We start from the raw sequence: 16,822 nt of genomic DNA, 5'->3' as shown, positions 1-16,822 counted from the left end.
AATTTATTTTTTAAATGGGCTATCATTTATATCTGTAAAAGGATTATCACTTGTATCCGGCAGTGATAAAGATTTATATAAGACGGCTGCTAATTGTTCACGTGTAAGATTATCATTTGCACCAAAGTAACCATTCCCATATCCATTTATAATTTTATTTCCTGCCATATATGATATTTGTTCATATCCCCAATGACTTTCTGGAACATCTAAAAATACATTAGGAACTTTAATGCCATTTTCATTAAAATAATACCATTTATTATCTACGTCTTTCCAATCTGTAACCATAGTACCATTTTCGTTAAAATAATATACTTGTCCCTTAATAGTTTGTAAGCCTGTTTGCATAACACCATCTTCATTAAAGTAGTATTTGTATCCATTTATAGATTGTAGGCCTTTAACCAGAGGGCCCTCTTTATCACGATAATACCAGTTTCCATCTTTTTGAAACCATTTAACCCAAGGATATTTCTCACTAACTTCTTTTATATTAAAATATTATATTTTTAAAAACAAATAACATCCAGGCTAACTAAAAAAGATAAATGTAAGTTAATATACTACTTTTACGTTTTTATATAATTCTAGTTTTTTATTAGTCCAAACATTTCATATTGTTACCACATACAATATGAAATGTTTGAATTGAATTGAATTATATTAATCAAAACTTAAAGTTAGGAGGGCTTAATATGGCAGAATGTACAGGTTTGGCTTGTTTTTTATTCTCTTCGTGGCCAACAGGAACGGTTGTTACAATTACCACTAAATCAGGACAAATTATTGGACCTGCTACTTTTTCATTGTTCTTTCCGACTATTTGTGCGGTTGTATTAGTTGAAGAAGATGTGATAACCCCCTCTTCTACCAATACCATATTCATAAGTTGTGAAGATATAGAAAGTGTTACTTTAACCACCCCTTAAGATGCTTCAAGTGGTTAAAGTTCAATCCATAGTTAAGACATTCTAATGAATGTCTTAACTATGGATAATCTAATCAAAATGCTCCAAAATGTATTATTCCATTGTATCTATCATTTCAATAAGTTGCTTTAAACTGAATTTTTTCCCTTCTAAAGGTTACTTGTCTACACATCCCTCTACATACTTTCATATGATATAGTATATTGTTTAAAGGAGGGATAAATTTGTTCTTATGTAATTTATTTCGTTGTTCAGGTGGAGTCTGTAGTATTTTTAAAAATTTACAACCAGGCGAAGTCGTTACTGTGACTGGTAAATCTGGAAATATTATTGGACCTGCTATTTTTACAAATTTTAACCCTAATACTTGTATCGTCACATTAGAAGAGGAAAATTCAGTTACTCCTCCTACTACAAGTATTACTAAGATCAGTTGTAAAGAAATAGAAAGTGTTACATTTATCTCATAATATATTTTAAACCTAAAGCAGGGATTGAAATATGAAACTCTTATACATTACTTCTGGTTACTCAAAAATCTATCAATATCTAGATCAAAGCATACAGAGAACACTTATCGATCAAAATTTCGAATGGTTAGCAGTACAGCCGAGTGAATTAATAGAGCAATTGGATTTCATTATAACAACGTTTCATCCTGATATTGTTTTCACCTTATTAGGTAATCATCTACCACAAAAAGCAATTCAATATTTTAAAAAAAGGAACATTAAATTAGCTGTCTGGTTAACAGAGGACCCATTTTATATAGATACCTCTCTTCTTCTATTAAATAACTTCGATTTTATATTTACTATTGATAGTGAAGCACTTAAATATTATTCAGGTTTAGGATATACCAATGTATACCACTTACCATTAGCAACTAATATAGATGTATTTAAGCCTGGTCTAAGAAATTCGAAATATAAAAGTGAAATATTGTTCATTGGATATCCTTATCCAACTCGAGTAAAATTGATGCAGTTTCTTTTGGAAAAAACCCCTTATCACTATACTGTTATTGGTCAACACTGGAGAAATAAGTTAATTAAAAAATGGAAAAATCACCGAAGAATTAAAATTATAGAAGAATGGATTCCACCTCAAGAAGTTGCACTCTATTATAATAACGCTAGTCTTATATTAAACCCTCATCGTAGTCATCTATTTTCACAGAATAAAAATAAAAATAAAGTAAAAAATAATACCATTAATAATCGTACGTTTGATATTGCAGCTTGCCAAGGCTTTCAAATTATTGAAGAAAAATCTGACCTTTCATCTTTCTTCAATAAAGATGAAATTATATCCTATAATAGCTTTGAGGACTGTTTAAATAGAGTATCTTTTCATTTGAATGATACGATTTCGAAAAGATTAATGGTCAAAAAAATTCATACAAAAGTTATTACACAGCATACTTTTCATGAGAGAATCCATTTTATTACGACTATTTTACAATCACAACTTCATTAGGTTATTAAATTAAAAATATCTTTTCTTCTATAATCATTCTGAATAAATTAAAATGCCTTTTCATTAAATTGAAAAGGCATTTTAATTTATTCAACGAATTCCTAGTAGTATCTAATTGTACCCTATCAAATAAGATCCCACGAAACAGGTGTTCCTTTTTCAATGTCCTTATTCGCTTTCTTTCCGATAATTTTGGATAGGTGTTTTGGTAATAAGCCATTACCTGGTCTAATAGCTTTAATATTTTCTATCGTGAAAGCCTCTCCCGCTTTTATGTTTTCTACAACATATAATGACCTTCTAAATTTTAAAGAATCTTTTTCTAAATCAGTAGGGCCATAATATACTTTCCCCAAAGATTCCCATGCTTTTTCAGTTTCGCTTACTAATAATTTAAATTCAGCAGGTTCCATTGAAAAATCAGCGTCAACTCCTCCATCCGATCTCGAAAGCGTTAAATGTTTCTCAATTACTGTGGCTCCCAAGGCGACACTCGCTACAGATACTCCTACCCCAAGTGTATGATCAGACAAACCTACTTCACATTTAAATAACTCCTTCATATGAGGTATCGTAGCTATATTTGTAGATTTCGGAGATGCAGGATACGTACTTGTACATTTTAATAGAATTAATTCTTTACATCCCTCTTCTCTCGCAGCTCTTACTGTTTCATCTAATTCAGCAATAGAAGCCATACCTGTCGAAATGATTATTGGTTTTCCTGTCATTGCTACTTTACGTATGAGGGGAATATCAGTATTTTCAAAAGATGCGATTTTATAACAAGAAACATTCAATGATTCTAGAAAATCTACAGCAGTTTCATCAAATGGAGTACTAAATGGTATCATTCCTAATTCTATACAGCGATCAAAAATGGGTTTATGCCACTCCCATGGTGTATATGCTTCTTTATATAAATGATAAAGTGTTTTACCTTTCCATAAGCTTTTCGTATCCTGAATTAAAAAATCACCATTTTCTATATTTAAAGTCATTGTATCTGGTGTATATGTTTGAATTTTAAATCCTTGTGCTCCAGCCTCTGCTGCTGCCTCTACAATTTGCAAGGCTCTATCTAATGATTGATTATGATTCCCTGACATTTCTGCAATAATAAATGGTGGCGAGCTATTGCCAATCTCTCTACCCCCGATATATAAATTACTCATATTTTTCACCTTCAATTTCTTTTTTTATAGCTTCTTTCCTTTCCATCCATCGTTCATAAAAAAGGGTCATTGTAATAACGTCGATAAATTCATTATCCCTGAAAATATGGTTCACATATCTTCCATCTTCCTGGAAGCCGAGTTTCTGATGAAAGTTTAAACTAATACGATTTGATTCTAATATTTCTGCACATACTTTTTGTATGCCATTTGTTTCAAAAATATAGTCTAATGCTACTATACCTAATACAGTTCCAGCACGCCTTACACTCTGTTTATCTCCTATATAAAATCCCCAATTACAAGTTCGATCTATTTTATTTATTTTTGTAAAATTAACAAATCCAATTGGCTTTTCTTTATATATTAGTAATCTTGCAATCATTGTTTCATCATATTTTAGTTTTTCAAACCATTTATAGTGTTCGTCTATTGTTATTTTATGATCTTCGTACATAACAGAACGAATTTCTTCTGTATTCCTCCACTTTAAAATAAGATTTAAATCTTTCTTTTCTATACATTTCAAATGGAATTTTTCAATGTTTAACATACTATCCTCCTAAAATAATTTTTGTTATTTCATCCGAATTACTGGCACACTTTATGGCAAGAGCTTTATTAGACATTTCTCTCACTTTATCTGAATCTGTTAAAAGTTTGTTTAGACATTTCGTAATGGTTTCATCTGAAACACTTTCAGCTGTACCGATATTCCATGTAGCTCCGGCCTCCGCCACAGCTTTGGTTACTTCTATTTGATTTTGTGCAGTTGTAATTGTTATAGAAGGTAATCCAAGAAAACAGCGCTCCCATGTTGTTGTGCCCCCAGCTCCTATCCCTAAATCCGCTCGTATCATAAACTCTTCAATATTCTCTATTTGACAATAAAATGAAGCGTTTGAAATGCTCTTGCAATAATTTTGAATATCTTTCTTATGAGGATTTTGGCTTCCTACCACTACATCTATTTTTAAAGTATCACTATTAATATTTTGTATAGCTCTTAACGTTTTTAATGTCTCATTCGTTACATCGTGCCCACCAAAAAATATAAAAATATGTTCAACCGCACCCGTTCTTTTTCGTAAAAATTTCTTAGCAGAATGGAACTCTGGCCGTAATATGGCATATTTAGGTCCTAATTTTATTAAAGAGTGCTCTGGTATTAATTCTTTATAGCGTTCATTAAGACTCTCGTATAGATTTTGATCTAATAACAATTCACAATCATGTACTCGATCTGCAAGATCATCGATTACCATAATCTTTTTTACAGTTTTTCTTAAAGCAGTTTCCCACTTTTCATCTAATCCATAATGATCAACAATTAACCAATCAAAATTGGGAAGTTGCGACAAAATATCATTGGTCTGTCGTGCATCAACAAACCAATGACATTTTAGCCAATCCAAATAACTCCCGTGTACTGTACTTAAGAAATTCGTATTTTCACCATCTGCATCTAACAAAAACACATGAAATCCCTTATTTAAAATATATTGCTGCAAATCACCTTGCAGCTTACGACAAATGAAATAAACTTGAGCACCTTTATTCCGTAACTCATGGGCCAGTGTTAAGCAACGCATAATATGACCGGTACCTATTTCAATAGATGCGTCGGCGCGAAAGGCAATTTTTTTCTCAAGCAAGTTACTCCCTCCTCACTAAAAGCACTACAATTTATTAATTTATAATTTCGTTTCTCTATTTAACTCATCCACTAATGATTGTTGATTTGCCCATTTCAATTTCACATGACTATTGATTTGAATAAGTTCAGGATTTCGAAGGATATAATCTTTTATTTGATGAAAAAATAAAGGTTTAGATTTTACATTCAGACTTTTATAAAGTTCATTGAACATATCTAAATCTGGTTGTTCATCTAATGTTAACCTCCAAGTAGGGTAACAAAATGGCGGAGGGAGTTTTACTATATTGACCCGGAATAAATGTGGATTATTAATAAAATAAAACGGAAGGTATTCTGCATAGGTTAAAGTTTTTGGGGTTTGTAGCAATCGTTCGATTGCCTCTAAAGTAAAAATATCGCCTGCTGTTCCGACAGGTAACGTACTTAACTCTGCCTGTGTATAGTCTGCACCGCTTTTCAAATGTTGATCTAGTAAAAAAGTATTAATTTCTGGTGATACAACTGGGCAATCTCCGGTAATCCGTATTACAATATTTGCCTTTTCTTGTTTTGCAGCTTGGAATATGCGATCAGCGGTATTTTCTGGATCACCCCTGAAAATCTTAACTTTCCCATCTAAATCAAATTTTTCCAAAGGATCATCTTGTGCAATATCTGAAGTAGCAAGTATGACCTGGTGTTTCCCTGGAATAGCTAATGTATTTATAAGACATCGTTCAATGGAAGGAACTCCATGTATTGGCAATATTGCCTTTAAAGGTAACCTAGTAGATTTTAACCTACAAAGTACAATAATTACTACTTTAGGAGGTTCAATAACCTCTTTCGTTAATGGAGTTCCTGCTTGCAAATTATATAAAGCTACTTGAGGTAATAATTCCTCAAACTGAAGCTGGTTCAGTGCATTTTCAACGATACCTAGTTCCATATCAACTTTATTAGCTGTAATGATTTCTCCTTTTTTTATATCAACTTTTGTTACTGCTCTTAACAACTTTTTGTTTCGCAATTCTAATAACACCCCTTTCATTTAATGTTTAGCAACTCTATAAAACGAAAGAACTTTTCTTACTGCTTTTATTACATCCCCTACATCACCTTTTGTCATTTTAGGAAATAGAGGAAGTGTAATAATTTCCTCATATAAATTTTCGGCTTGTGGACAAAGGCCTTTTCTATAACCCAAATTTTGATAAAACGGTTGTAAATGTACGGGTATATAGTGCACATTCACACCAATATTTTCTTTTTGTAATGCCTCATAAATTTCTTTTCGATTACCCTTTAATAATTTAGTATTTAACCGAATGATATAAAGGTGCCAACTTGAGTGGGTTTGGGGCAATTGCTTTGGTATGATGATTTCAGGTAAACTATTAAATTCTTTATTATAAATGTCTACATATTTCTTTCTAATCTTAATAAAAGAATCTAATTTACTTAACTGTGATAAGCCAAGAGCAGCCTGTATATCAGTCATCCTGTAGTTGTAACCCAAAAATTGCATTTCATAATACCAAGGCCCATGATTATCAAGAAGTTTTTGAGGATTCCTTTCAATTCCATGTGTACGAAATTGAACAAGCTTTTCATAAAGCAAAGTATTATTTGTAGTAATTACTCCACCCTCTCCTGTTGTAATATGTTTCACAGGATGAAAGCTAAACATTGTCATATCCCCAATTGAACCAATCTTTTGGTTTTTATAAGTGGCTCCTAATGCATGTGCTGCATCTTCAATGATAATCAAGTTATTCTCATTTGCTATTTTTTTTATTTTATCTAATTCTACAGGCTGCCCAGTAAAGTGTACGGGAATAATAGCCTTTGTTTTGTTTGTAATCTTTTCCTCTATAGACCTAGTACTGATATTGTATGTTTCATAGTCTATATCAGCGAAAACTGGCTTTCCACCCTGGTATAAAATACAATTTGCACTTGCTACAAATGTCATTGAGGTTGTAATTACTTCGTCTCCCTCTGTGATTCCAGCTGCATAGCAGGCAGCATGCAAAGCAGCTGTACCACTTGAAAAAGAAACAGCGTATTTTGCCCCAACATATTTTGCTATAGCCTCCTCAAACTGTTGAATCGTTGGTCCTGTCGTTAAAAAGTCTCCTTTTAATATATCTATAACTGCCTGAATATCATGGTCATCAATTTGTTGTTGACCATAAGGCAAATATGTTCCTCTAACAGGATTTCCCCCATGTATACCGAGAATTTCCCTGGCCATTATTCTTTCTCCTTAGGGTTAATTTTTAAAGATTTAATCCACTCTTCTGTTTTAATAACTCCATCTTCTAAAGAAACTTTCGGTTCCCAATTTAATATTGTTTTTGCTTTTTCATAGTTACATAATAATTTTTGAATTTCACTTTGTGGATGGATATGAGTTACATGTTGAATACTTACTTTATTTCCCGAAATCAATTCTGCTAATTTATTAATTGATATATCTTGTCCTGTTCCTGCGTTGATAATATGACCATTTGCTTTAGAAGAATAGCCTGCTTTCACAACGAAATCTGCACAATCTTCAACATATAAAAGGTCTCTCGTTTGTTTCCCATCTCCATAAATATTTACTGGTATTTTATCTAATTTATTATTTATAAAAATGGCAACAACCCCACCTTCACCTCCAGTTTTCTGGAATGGTCCGTACGTATTAAATGGACGAATTACCACAACTGGAAGCTTATAAGCATAATAGTAAGATAAAACCATGTTTTCAGCAGCGATTTTTGATCCAGCATATGGAGAAGCTGGTTTAATCGGGTCTAATTCTGATATCCCTTGTATATTAGTAGCTTTATCATATACCATACAAGTACTCATAAAGACCATTTTGACATGATACTTAAGACATTGTTCTAACAAATTAAAAGTACCTATTGTATCATTTTCAAAAGTTGTTCTGGCATCATCTATACTATCTTGAACATTGATACTTGCTGCTAGGTGATAACAAAGGTCAAATGAATGATCTTTAAATAATTGGTCCACCAATTTTTTATCTTTAATATCTCCTTGTATACATTGCTTCAAGTTTAAATCATGAACGAACTCGATAATATTTGCTGTAGTTGAATTCGCTAAATTGTCTAATATCCATACTTCATGCTTATCTTGCAATAATCGATTTACAACCCACCTACCAATAAATCCTGCACCACCAGTTACTAATATTTTCATAGTTTCTCCCCTCCTGTTAGTAATTGCTGGTTTATAATCAAATTTCTAAGTTCTTCTTTTGAAATCGCATCTTGATGATCTGAGCGATAAAATCCTGGCTTCGCTCTATTGGCATTTTCATATTGAGCACCTTTTTTTAGTGGACTTGGTATGATAAACATATCCGGTAATTCAAAAGCCTGTAAAGATTCATCATGTGTCATAAGTTCTTCATACATTTTTTCACCAGGTTTTAATCCAATTTCTTCAATCTTAATACTATCTTTGGACAAACTATACAACTTTGTAACTTCTTCTATCATCACTTCACTTAAATCTTTTAATGAAATAACTGGCATTTTCAATATGAAAGTTTCACCGCCCTTTGCTATTTTCATTGCTTCAATGGTTAACATCGTTGCTTGTTTCAGTGTCATCATAAATCTGCTCATACTAAGATCAGTTACAGTTATTTTGTGATTTTCTTTAATTTGATTTTCAAATAAGGGAATAACAGAACCTCTCGATCCCATAACATTTCCGAAACGTACACTTGCAAATATTGTTTCACTAGATCCTTTTGAATATTCCGCTGATGTTATCAATCTTTCAGCTGTTAGTTTTGTTGCACCGTAATTATTTGTTGGTGAAATTGCTTTATCAGAGCTTGTGAAAATCACCTTTTTTACTTTCTGGGCAATTGCTGCTTTTATTACATTTTGTGTTCCAAAAATGTTGGTCAATACCGCTTCAAACGGATTATATTCACAAAATGAAACATGCTTCATCGCCGCAACATGGAACACATAATCAATATTTTCCATTGCGCTATATAGGCGATCATAATTTCGAATATCCCCAATTAAATAGCGAATATTTTGATTTTTACCTCTAAACTCTTCTTGTAATACAAATTGATTATATTCACTTCTACTAAAAATTCTTATAACTTTTGGCTTTCCCTCTAAAACATTAGAAAGAATGCTTTTTCCAATTGTTCCTGTTCCACCAATAATTAAAACGTTTTTATTTTTAAAAAACATAGATATGAATACCTCCTCTTTTTAAAATAATGTTTATCCTTGTGCGCTTTGAATTAAGCCTTGCAACTTTTTGGTGCTTACTTCTTGTGGATAATTTTCACTAATAAATTGTTGTCTTAATTCTTTTGCTAGACTTGACTGCAAAGAATCGTTTAGGACCTTTTCAATCGTGCCCACCATATCTTCAATAGAGTGATTTACAAGCCAATCTAATTTATCATAATACTTATAATCTCTATCCTCTAATAACGATTTATAAACAACTACAGGTATATCTAATAACATTGCCTCTAACCCAACTGTTGAATTAGAAATAACCACAAGATTCGCATGTAAAATAACATCATACATGTTCACTTCATTTGTTATATATTTAACATTAGGATATACGTTACTTAACCGAACATATTCTCCCACTAGGTTACGCCCTTTTTCCCAAGGATGAGGCTTTATAATAACTGTGATATTTTTGTTTTTAACTAGTTTTTCTGTCAATTCGATATAAAATGAAGTTTTAAATGGCTGGGTTGCAATAAAAACCACTTTTGTAGAGGGGTCTATTTTTAATTGTTTAAAAAGATTCTTTTTATCCATATATACCCTATCGAAGATATCATCATATCTGGGATGCCCTATAATCTCAATTTGAGATTCACTGACCCCTTTTTGAAGGTACCAATCTCGTTCATATCTTCCATATACAACCTGTTTTGTAGCGAAAACTGGAAAGTATGCTTCTTCACCCATTATCGCACCATGCTGAAGACAATAACTCGGTATCCCTTCACTTTTAGATAGAAAAGTAAGAGCTCTGCTTGCTATATCCTCCGTTGTGCCAACAATCACACCAGAAATAACTTGTTCCTTAAAAATGAAATAAGCCATATTAAGTTTCTCAATCATAATAGGGAGGTCGCTGAGTAATTTTTTTTGAAAAAACATGTTTGAAAATAGTGGATGTTTATTAAACTTTGAATATATTTTCTTAGCCTTTTCGATGAAAACATGTGCAGTATTAGGGGCTTTATTTATATAATCTGGTGCACAAATTGTAGGAAGACCATAAAGTTCTGTCTTTTTTGATCTAGTTAATATCTTTGTATGATTTGGATTAAAGTGAGTAAAATTACTTACTGAAAAACGGAGATAATCTGAATTCAGGAGAATCACTCCATTTTGATTTATTCTTTTTATCTTTGATTGAAATGAAGACATTCTTTTTTCAAACTCTAACTGCAACTGTGTTTCCTCTATAGGTTCAATTGACAGTTGTTTATAAAAATCTTTTTCTTTCATTTTATTTTTTACATCTTCGTCCAAATATTGATAGAAATTACTCAGTAATGGTAAAGGAACATTATAATGCTTTAATTCAGAAAAAACATTTATATATTCTAGATTTAATAACCAGTAATTTTTCAAATAGATGTCACTCAATATTTCACCCTCTTTTTTTCTTAAGTCTTCTCTTAATTCTTTACATGTTCTTTGTGATGGTAATAATTGTACAAATTCATTTTTTTCTTCCGCAAATAACTGCGCATGTATTGAATGTGAAGTAATATAATTGATATCTAAAATTTCATCTAAAGGATAAAAATCCCAATAATGATTTAATCTCCAAAAAAAGCGTGCATCTCCTATACGATAAAACTGAGGGTCTTCATCCCAGTAAGTACTCCACCTTTTTTCAAGAATCGGCAAAACAGATGCTCTATGCATTATAGAACAATGATCAATTGCGCATGGCGCATTATTAGTGACTTTTTTTGCAGGCCTTTCAACAGTTTTGATAGGTAAATCTGATTCATCTAGATGGATCGTTTTTGATGCAGAATATACAATTTGAACATCTTTATTCTCATCAAGATAACTAGACATCATTTTAAGTCGCTCTTTTTCGTATTGATTATCATCTGTAATATAAGTAATATACTCCCCTTTTGCATGTTTAAGTGCCTCGTTAATTAAAGCAGCATATCTGACTTTTTTTGTTCGTTCAGAAATATGGGCTACATTACTTTTATAAAAGTGTACATTTTTCTTGTTTATGAATGGTTGAATCACTTTCTGAGTCAATTCGTTAGAATCATCATCCATAATAAAAAGTTCAAAATCTTGGAAAGTTTGGTTTAATACACTTAATATCGATTTTTCTACAAATGTGGGCTTATTATAACTCGTCATAATAACTGTAATTTTAGGCAAATATTACTCTCCTCCTTATCATTAAATAAAAAATAGTTACGTTATTATATAAAGAGAAAGGACGAACCGTTCCAATAATCTTAAAAAAGATTTATATATGTAATAAAATGATAAAGTAGCTATTTTATTTACCCATGCGTCTTTTTTATAATCCGCTATAGTCTATACCATATCTATGAACAAGTAATAAACTATTTAAATACAAAAAAGAAAATATCAATAGATAGAAACAACTAACTCCAAAGATTCAATTAATATCCACCTGAAAATATTAAGCTATTCAAAATTCTCACAAGAGGTGACAAATTTGAAACCCCTAATTTCAATTATCCTCACTAGCTATAATAAACCTTCTTTAATTAATCAAGTTATTGAAAGTGTTCAGATGCAAACTTTTAAAGAGTGGGAACTTTTTATTATGGATGATAACTCTTATCCAGATACTATAAATATCATAAAAAAGTATTTAGATGACCCTCGAATTTATTATAAGAATAGTTTTATACTAGGTAATGAAAGATATAAAACCACAAGATATGCAACGCTCATTAATGAGGCGCTTCCATTAACATGCGGAGATTATATTTGCTATTTAACCGATGATACTATGTACGTTCCAAATAGATTAGCTGAAATGTTATCTTTCTTACAAAAAAGTCCTGAAATAGATGTGGTGTATTCTTCTCAGCACGTAAAATGTGTTGATTATAATCTACAACCTACTCATGAATATGTAAGGAAAGCCTCGGAAATTTTATATACAGCTGCAAATGTTGTGGATCACTGTTCAGTTATGCATACAAGAAGAATTTTATTAAAGGTTTATCAAAAATACAGTAATTATTGGGAGACCGATCCTCTATATTGGTTTAACGGAGATGCAATGTTTTGGAAACGTCTAAATACATTCCAACCTTTCTATCCTATTAACAAAGTGCTCGATATTACTTTCAAAACACCTTTTTCCTTCCAAAATCTATATGCCAACCTCCCATCTAAAGATTTAAATGGTATATTGCTTAGAAATTCACAAGGTGACGTATTTTTAGTTGATAATTATAAACGTAGGCCCATATCAAAAGAAATGCTTTCTTACTTCAAATATAATGAAAATCAAATTGTCCCAATACCTGAACCATTTATTTACAAATACACAGAAGGACCACCTATATCTCTTACAGAACCCATTCCAAATTTACGTGTTGTAAAAAATGAAAAAGGAGAATTATTTTATATAGAAAATAATCAAAAACGTCCATTTATTAACACTACAGCATTTCGCAAGTTTAAATTTTCAGCTCAAGAAATTATTAAAGTTTCGCAACGTAGTTTAGATGAATTTTCAGATGGACCACTTATTTACCCGAAATTATCTAATTACACGATTCTACCTGAAGGGAAAGTATTTATCTATCATCACAATTATTTCATTATGACAGATCGCATGCTTCACCCAATAGATAAAGACATGTTACAAAAACTGTATCTATTAAAGAACTGTATACCGATTTCAAAAACTAGCTTATCCTACTTTAAAATTGGTCCTCCTATTTCATCATATCCATCTCACTTAGCTGAAGAGTACCAAGAAGACTGACAAACGAGATTGTGCCAAGAAGGACTATCCCCATGCCCATCAACTTAAGAAAAGTAAGCACCCAAAAACAAAAAAATGAGCTATTTTCTCAAAATATCTACCTGTAGAGAAAGAAAGTTTTCATTTAGGGGGTACTTCAAAACCTTAGCTTGCTAGTAGGGGTCACCATCTATCAATATTAGTAATGCAGATAACATCATCCTATCGAATAATAAGAAATATATATAATGCCATACTTCATCATTATTGCATGCTTGTTTCTTTCATCTTTCACAACAAATTCTATATGATAATAGGTGCACTTCTTCTCTTCATGAAGTTTTGATGTACCATTATGACTCTCTCAATTCTGTCAAAACAGTCACTTCTTTTTTTTATTTTTTCTTTCTCAAATAGTTCTGATTTTCCCATTGATTCTTTTAGGTTCTGGTGCAAAAATAAAGTAAAAGAGAATAAAGCATATATATTCCTAACGGAATCGTATCTTATGCTACAAGTCCAAACAATTGATGGACGAATTCTTTCTGATTTTGGATAGACTAGTTCCGTAAATTAATCTGTTCTTTTTTAATCATATGCATGGCTTCTACTCCAGAAAGAATGGATATAGCTGTGTCAAAAGATTTGAGCCCTAGCATAGAACGGATATGCTTCTTTATAAAGCGATGATCTTGTTCTACTATATTATTCAAGTACTTTTGTTGTCTAAGTTGCATACCATCAGGTATGCTTTTTTCTTTTTTCAACAGTTCAATTTCTATTGGATAAGCCGGATTCTTATCGACTGTTATCACACGTGGCTTTGATACATGAAAAGACCGCAAAGCTTTCTTGAAAAAGCGCTTTGCAGCCTTTCGGTCTCTTGTTTTGCTTAGACAAAAATCGATTGTGTTTCCTTTCGAATCAACAGCACGGTACAGGTACATCCATTGCCCTTTAACTTTTATATATGTTTCATCAACTCTCCAAGAATCATTGGTTTGCTTAAGGTGACGACGAATTCGTTTGTCCAATTCCGGGCCATACTGATGAACCCAACGCATAATCGTGGTATGAGAAATAGATAAGCCCCGTTCCTTCATCATTTCCACCAAATCACGAAAACTGAGGTTATACCGTAGGTACCATCTTACCGTTAACAAAATTATATCAGGCTGATAATGCTTCCATTTGAACAAATTTTCCTTTTTCATACTGATCACACACCTTTTCTAGAGTAGTAATATCAGTATGTCCAAGTTTTATAGATTTTTTGCACCAGAACCAGCCAACCCGTTCCTAATCCAAGTGAAAATACTGGAATCCCTATAGGAAGTAGTGCTTTGAAAAACTCCCACTTGTAGTACCAAATAATCTCTAAAACATCCTTAAAACTTGTTGGACCCCACATTCCCCTCACCCCTTATCATCCCCTTAACAACAAACAAGACGGCAGCGCCTACGATAATTGCTATTGGTTTAATCACTACTTCACCAACAATCCTAATTCACGTAGGATTCCTGAGAACTAATAACCATACGCAAAACCTACAATACAAATTCCTGGAGTGTATCTATGTTCTAAATCTTCATTGTACGTTTTCTTATAATAAGCTAGTTTAGAATCAATGTTATGTTTGTCGTTAATAATTACTTCATCGCTAGGAAATCCATCCATTTCAATCTGAACAGCTACATACTCTGCTTCTTCATTTACAGCTTCATTAAAACACTTTTCTAATTCCTCTAATGTTACACCCACCATTAACCTTCTATTTAAATGTACATTTTGCTCAATAAAAAAGAGCACCCACGTCAGTAGATGCTAAAATATGTGAATGGACTTCTCGATGAGCATTGAATAGGATATAAGCGGTTAACTTGTCCTACACTATACTATATGATTTCTTTATCAAAATAGTTCATCAAAAAGGCACCTTATCCAGGTGCCCTTTCGTGAACATAGAGGTAACACTAAAACGCAGCAATAAACTTGAAATCGTGGTGTGTCAATATCATTCTATGCTTGATATTCCCTAATATGCTTAATGGTTAATGTGTAATTTCTATATAACAAAGAAAAAAGCACCCGTTTTGGATGCTTTTTTTGTATTTAATCCTTCTTCTCTTTTACCACTAAAGAGAATACATTGTCCAAATTAACCATACGATCTCCAAATCTGAAGAATCTAGCTTCTCTTGCTTGTATAGAATTTTCTATAGCAGCAACTGTTACTGTCTTTTTATACTCAATTTCAAATTCGTGTTGTTTACCATCGACTGCTTCTATGCTTATTATAAATTTTTTCATTTACTTATTCCCCACCTCTCCCAATCTATCTATTCGACAGAAAAGAAGAATATCCTACAAAACAAAAAGCCATCACCGAAGTGACAGCTCCTGAAGGGGAAGAGAGAGAACAAATGGCAATAAGTATCTCTTCAAGCCTCTGCTATTCTAGATACTCTCAGTCTTCTCGTTTATACTCCGTAGAGTCGGCTACTTAATGTCATTTTCGCCAATGTCGAATTATAAAAGATTTATATCCAGACGCATATGTTTCTTCCTACGCCTTGTTTGAACCAACACATAAAACTGAGGGGAATGTTCAGCTGTATTGGCTCAAACAAAGAGCGGAAGCTCTCTGCTCGGTTAATCGTTTAAGAAGAACAGCCTGACTTATATCGGTGATTGTCGGTAGCAATTACTAATATAATTTATACTTTCCTTCTTTTATGACATGCAGTTCATTCAATCAAACCATCATATCCAATTGGTGCCGATCTAGTTTTAACATAGAAATCAAGAAATCCACATGACAGGCGTGGTTTTACTACCTATGAGCCTACAAACGAAAGGTGGAACGCTTATACACTCAATAAGAAGTAAAATATAAATAATTTCGGGAAGCTCTTATCCCCTCTAGCCTCCGCGTCACCGAGTAACGTTATTATAATGGGAACGCTATCCCCAAAACGTATTCTCTTTTCAAAGAACTGTTTATAGGAATAGCTTATAATTTCCGGCATTTTATTTAGTCCCCAAAAAAGTTCGCCTTTTGTTCGCGTTTTTTAGATAATCCCTAATGCTGTAGCAATCAGTTTCACTGCACTTTGCTTCTTCTCATAGAAGTAAGTCTTCTTGAGTAGTAGGTCATGATAAACATCTGAATCTTTTACTCTTTCATTCGTTAAGAACTTCATTGTAATAATGTCTCTTTCTTCCTTATCTAAGATATGCTCCAAAGTCTTCTCCATCTGTTTTACCTTTAATTCGCTTATTCTTCTTGAATTTCGTATCTCTGGAAACAATCTGATTCCTTCTTGTTCCACTTCATTATTGAATCGCATCTTGAGTGCTCTGTATTCCTTTAATACGCTCACTACTTCTTTTTGTACTTTCTTATCATCGATCGCTGGTAATAAAGTTAATTGCCTTTCCATGAAGGAATCCCCCTATTTCTGAATTTCTCTTTTTAACATCACATAAGATACGTGAAATTTTACTATCTCATTGTTGAATAAGGGAACGATGACTACAATACAGCCCCCTCCACACTGTTAGTCATTGT

The 16,822-nt window shown here is 32.3% G+C and carries 18 protein-coding genes and 1 pseudogene; 4 read left to right on the top strand and 15 right to left on the bottom strand.

What is annotated here, in order from left to right:
• Positions 1 to 3 precede the first annotated feature (3 nt).
• The gene (locus JFU20_RS30645; protein ID WP_369811993.1) at positions 4 to 495 is read right to left on the bottom strand and encodes an S-layer homology domain-containing protein; all 492 of its coding nucleotides are present in this window, start codon (positions 493 to 495) and stop codon (positions 4 to 6) included.
• A 203-nt stretch (positions 496 to 698) separates the two neighbouring features.
• On the opposite strand from JFU20_RS30645, the gene JFU20_RS01945 reads away from it, so the two are divergent.
• The 3 genes from JFU20_RS01945 (at position 699) to JFU20_RS01935 (ending at position 2,411) form a co-directional block, all read left to right on the top strand.
• On the top strand, positions 699 to 932 hold the full coding sequence (locus JFU20_RS01945) for a hypothetical protein (RefSeq protein WP_002016601.1): 234 nt from the start codon (positions 699 to 701) through the stop codon (positions 930 to 932).
• Positions 933 to 1,156: 224 nt separating this feature from the next.
• On the top strand, positions 1,157 to 1,402 hold the full coding sequence (locus tag JFU20_RS01940; RefSeq protein WP_002169373.1) for a hypothetical protein: 246 nt from the start codon (positions 1,157 to 1,159) through the stop codon (positions 1,400 to 1,402).
• A gap of 31 nt (positions 1,403 to 1,433) precedes the next feature.
• Positions 1,434 to 2,411, top strand: coding sequence for a CgeB family protein (locus tag JFU20_RS01935; protein ID WP_151304147.1), 978 nt, complete (start codon positions 1,434 to 1,436; stop codon positions 2,409 to 2,411).
• Between the two features lie 125 nt (positions 2,412 to 2,536).
• On the opposite strand, the gene pseI is transcribed toward JFU20_RS01935, so the two are convergent.
• The 9 genes and pseudogenes from pseI to JFU20_RS01890 form a co-directional block, all read right to left on the bottom strand.
• A complete protein-coding gene (gene pseI, locus JFU20_RS01930) occupies positions 2,537 to 3,586 on the bottom strand; it encodes a pseudaminic acid synthase (RefSeq protein WP_016093949.1) in 1,050 nt (349 codons plus the stop codon).
• Positions 3,579 to 4,139: a UDP-4-amino-4,6-dideoxy-N-acetyl-beta-L-altrosamine N-acetyltransferase gene (pseH, locus tag JFU20_RS01925; protein WP_151304148.1), complete on the bottom strand. Its 561-nt coding sequence runs from the start codon at positions 4,137 to 4,139 to the stop codon at positions 3,579 to 3,581. The genes pseI and pseH overlap by 8 nt, the downstream gene beginning before the upstream one ends.
• A gap of 1 nt (position 4,140) precedes the next feature.
• A complete protein-coding gene (gene pseG / locus JFU20_RS01920) occupies positions 4,141 to 5,241 on the bottom strand; it encodes a UDP-2,4-diacetamido-2,4,6-trideoxy-beta-L-altropyranose hydrolase (RefSeq protein WP_151304149.1) in 1,101 nt (366 codons plus the stop codon).
• A gap of 39 nt (positions 5,242 to 5,280) precedes the next feature.
• Entirely contained in the window at positions 5,281 to 6,276 is a 996-nt protein-coding gene (locus tag JFU20_RS01915) for a cytidylyltransferase domain-containing protein (RefSeq protein WP_151304150.1), read from the bottom strand.
• On the bottom strand, positions 6,277 to 7,482 hold the full coding sequence (gene pseC / locus JFU20_RS01910) for a UDP-4-amino-4,6-dideoxy-N-acetyl-beta-L-altrosamine transaminase (protein ID WP_151304151.1): 1,206 nt from the start codon (positions 7,480 to 7,482) through the stop codon (positions 6,277 to 6,279).
• Positions 7,482 to 8,444, bottom strand: a complete 963-nt coding sequence (locus JFU20_RS01905) for a dTDP-glucose 4,6-dehydratase (protein ID WP_016097152.1) — start codon at positions 8,442 to 8,444, stop codon at positions 7,482 to 7,484. The genes pseC and JFU20_RS01905 overlap by 1 nt, the downstream gene beginning before the upstream one ends.
• Positions 8,441 to 9,466, bottom strand: a complete 1,026-nt coding sequence (locus JFU20_RS01900; protein ID WP_151304152.1) for an SDR family NAD(P)-dependent oxidoreductase — start codon at positions 9,464 to 9,466, stop codon at positions 8,441 to 8,443. The genes JFU20_RS01905 and JFU20_RS01900 overlap by 4 nt, the downstream gene beginning before the upstream one ends.
• Positions 9,467 to 9,499: 33 nt before the next feature.
• Complete coding sequence (locus JFU20_RS01895) at positions 9,500 to 10,903, bottom strand: CDP-glycerol glycerophosphotransferase family protein (protein WP_201038282.1); 1,404 nt, start codon at positions 10,901 to 10,903, stop codon at positions 9,500 to 9,502.
• Positions 10,904 to 10,909: 6 nt separating this feature from the next.
• Positions 10,910 to 11,674, bottom strand: a pseudogene (locus tag JFU20_RS01890) (glycosyltransferase family 2 protein); the annotation flags it as partial.
• Positions 11,675 to 11,981: 307 nt separating this feature from the next.
• On the opposite strand from JFU20_RS01890, the gene JFU20_RS01885 reads away from it, so the two are divergent.
• Positions 11,982 to 13,271 (top strand): glycosyltransferase family 2 protein, encoded by a 1,290-nt coding sequence (locus tag JFU20_RS01885; RefSeq protein ID WP_201038254.1) that lies wholly within the window; start codon positions 11,982 to 11,984, stop codon positions 13,269 to 13,271.
• Positions 13,272 to 13,810: 539 nt separating this feature from the next.
• Here the strand turns inward: JFU20_RS01885 and JFU20_RS01880 are convergent.
• The 5 genes from JFU20_RS01880 to JFU20_RS01860 form a co-directional block, all read right to left on the bottom strand.
• Positions 13,811 to 14,464: an IS6 family transposase gene (locus JFU20_RS01880; RefSeq protein ID WP_201038253.1), complete on the bottom strand. Its 654-nt coding sequence runs from the start codon at positions 14,462 to 14,464 to the stop codon at positions 13,811 to 13,813.
• 32 nt (positions 14,465 to 14,496) lie between these two features.
• On the bottom strand, positions 14,497 to 14,661 hold the full coding sequence (locus tag JFU20_RS01875; protein ID WP_003193050.1) for a hypothetical protein: 165 nt from the start codon (positions 14,659 to 14,661) through the stop codon (positions 14,497 to 14,499).
• A 117-nt stretch (positions 14,662 to 14,778) separates the two neighbouring features.
• On the bottom strand, positions 14,779 to 15,012 hold the full coding sequence (locus JFU20_RS01870) for a hypothetical protein (RefSeq protein WP_016097159.1): 234 nt from the start codon (positions 15,010 to 15,012) through the stop codon (positions 14,779 to 14,781).
• A gap of 351 nt (positions 15,013 to 15,363) precedes the next feature.
• Entirely contained in the window at positions 15,364 to 15,561 is a 198-nt protein-coding gene (locus JFU20_RS01865; protein ID WP_002069589.1) for a hypothetical protein, read from the bottom strand.
• A 761-nt stretch (positions 15,562 to 16,322) separates the two neighbouring features.
• On the bottom strand, positions 16,323 to 16,694 hold the full coding sequence (locus tag JFU20_RS01860) for an ArpU family phage packaging/lysis transcriptional regulator (RefSeq protein ID WP_151304156.1): 372 nt from the start codon (positions 16,692 to 16,694) through the stop codon (positions 16,323 to 16,325).
• Positions 16,695 to 16,822: the final 128 nt, after the last annotated feature.

The sequence above is a fragment of the Bacillus sp. TH30 genome (genome assembly GCF_016650875.1).
Taxonomy (GTDB): domain Bacteria; phylum Bacillota; class Bacilli; order Bacillales; family Bacillaceae_G; genus Bacillus_A; species Bacillus_A mycoides.
This window is presented reverse-complemented; position numbering and strand designations above follow the sequence as displayed.

Bases quoted from the DNA above. Each gene is read 5' to 3' on its own strand.
- JFU20_RS01915 (WP_151304150.1), bottom strand. From the start codon at position 6,276: ATGAAAGGGGTGTTATTAGAATTGCGAAACAAAAAGTTGTTAAGAGCA.
- JFU20_RS01860 (WP_151304156.1), bottom strand. From the start codon at position 16,694: ATGGAAAGGCAATTAACTTTATTACCAGCGATCGATGATAAGAAAGTA.
- JFU20_RS01945 (WP_002016601.1), top strand. From the start codon at position 699: ATGGCAGAATGTACAGGTTTGGCTTGTTTTTTATTCTCTTCGTGGCCA.
- pseI (WP_016093949.1), bottom strand. From the start codon at position 3,586: ATGAGTAATTTATATATCGGGGGTAGAGAGATTGGCAATAGCTCGCCA.
- JFU20_RS01875 (WP_003193050.1), bottom strand. From the start codon at position 14,661: ATGTGGGGTCCAACAAGTTTTAAGGATGTTTTAGAGATTATTTGGTAC.
- pseC (WP_151304151.1), bottom strand. From the start codon at position 7,482: ATGGCCAGGGAAATTCTCGGTATACATGGGGGAAATCCTGTTAGAGGA.
- pseH (WP_151304148.1), bottom strand. From the start codon at position 4,139: ATGTTAAACATTGAAAAATTCCATTTGAAATGTATAGAAAAGAAAGAT.
- JFU20_RS01905 (WP_016097152.1), bottom strand. From the start codon at position 8,444: ATGAAAATATTAGTAACTGGTGGTGCAGGATTTATTGGTAGGTGGGTT.
- JFU20_RS01935 (WP_151304147.1), top strand. From the start codon at position 1,434: ATGAAACTCTTATACATTACTTCTGGTTACTCAAAAATCTATCAATAT.
- JFU20_RS01865 (WP_002069589.1), bottom strand. From the start codon at position 15,561: ATGAAAAAATTTATAATAAGCATAGAAGCAGTCGATGGTAAACAACAC.
- JFU20_RS01880 (WP_201038253.1), bottom strand. From the start codon at position 14,464: ATGAAAAAGGAAAATTTGTTCAAATGGAAGCATTATCAGCCTGATATA.
- JFU20_RS01900 (WP_151304152.1), bottom strand. From the start codon at position 9,466: ATGTTTTTTAAAAATAAAAACGTTTTAATTATTGGTGGAACAGGAACA.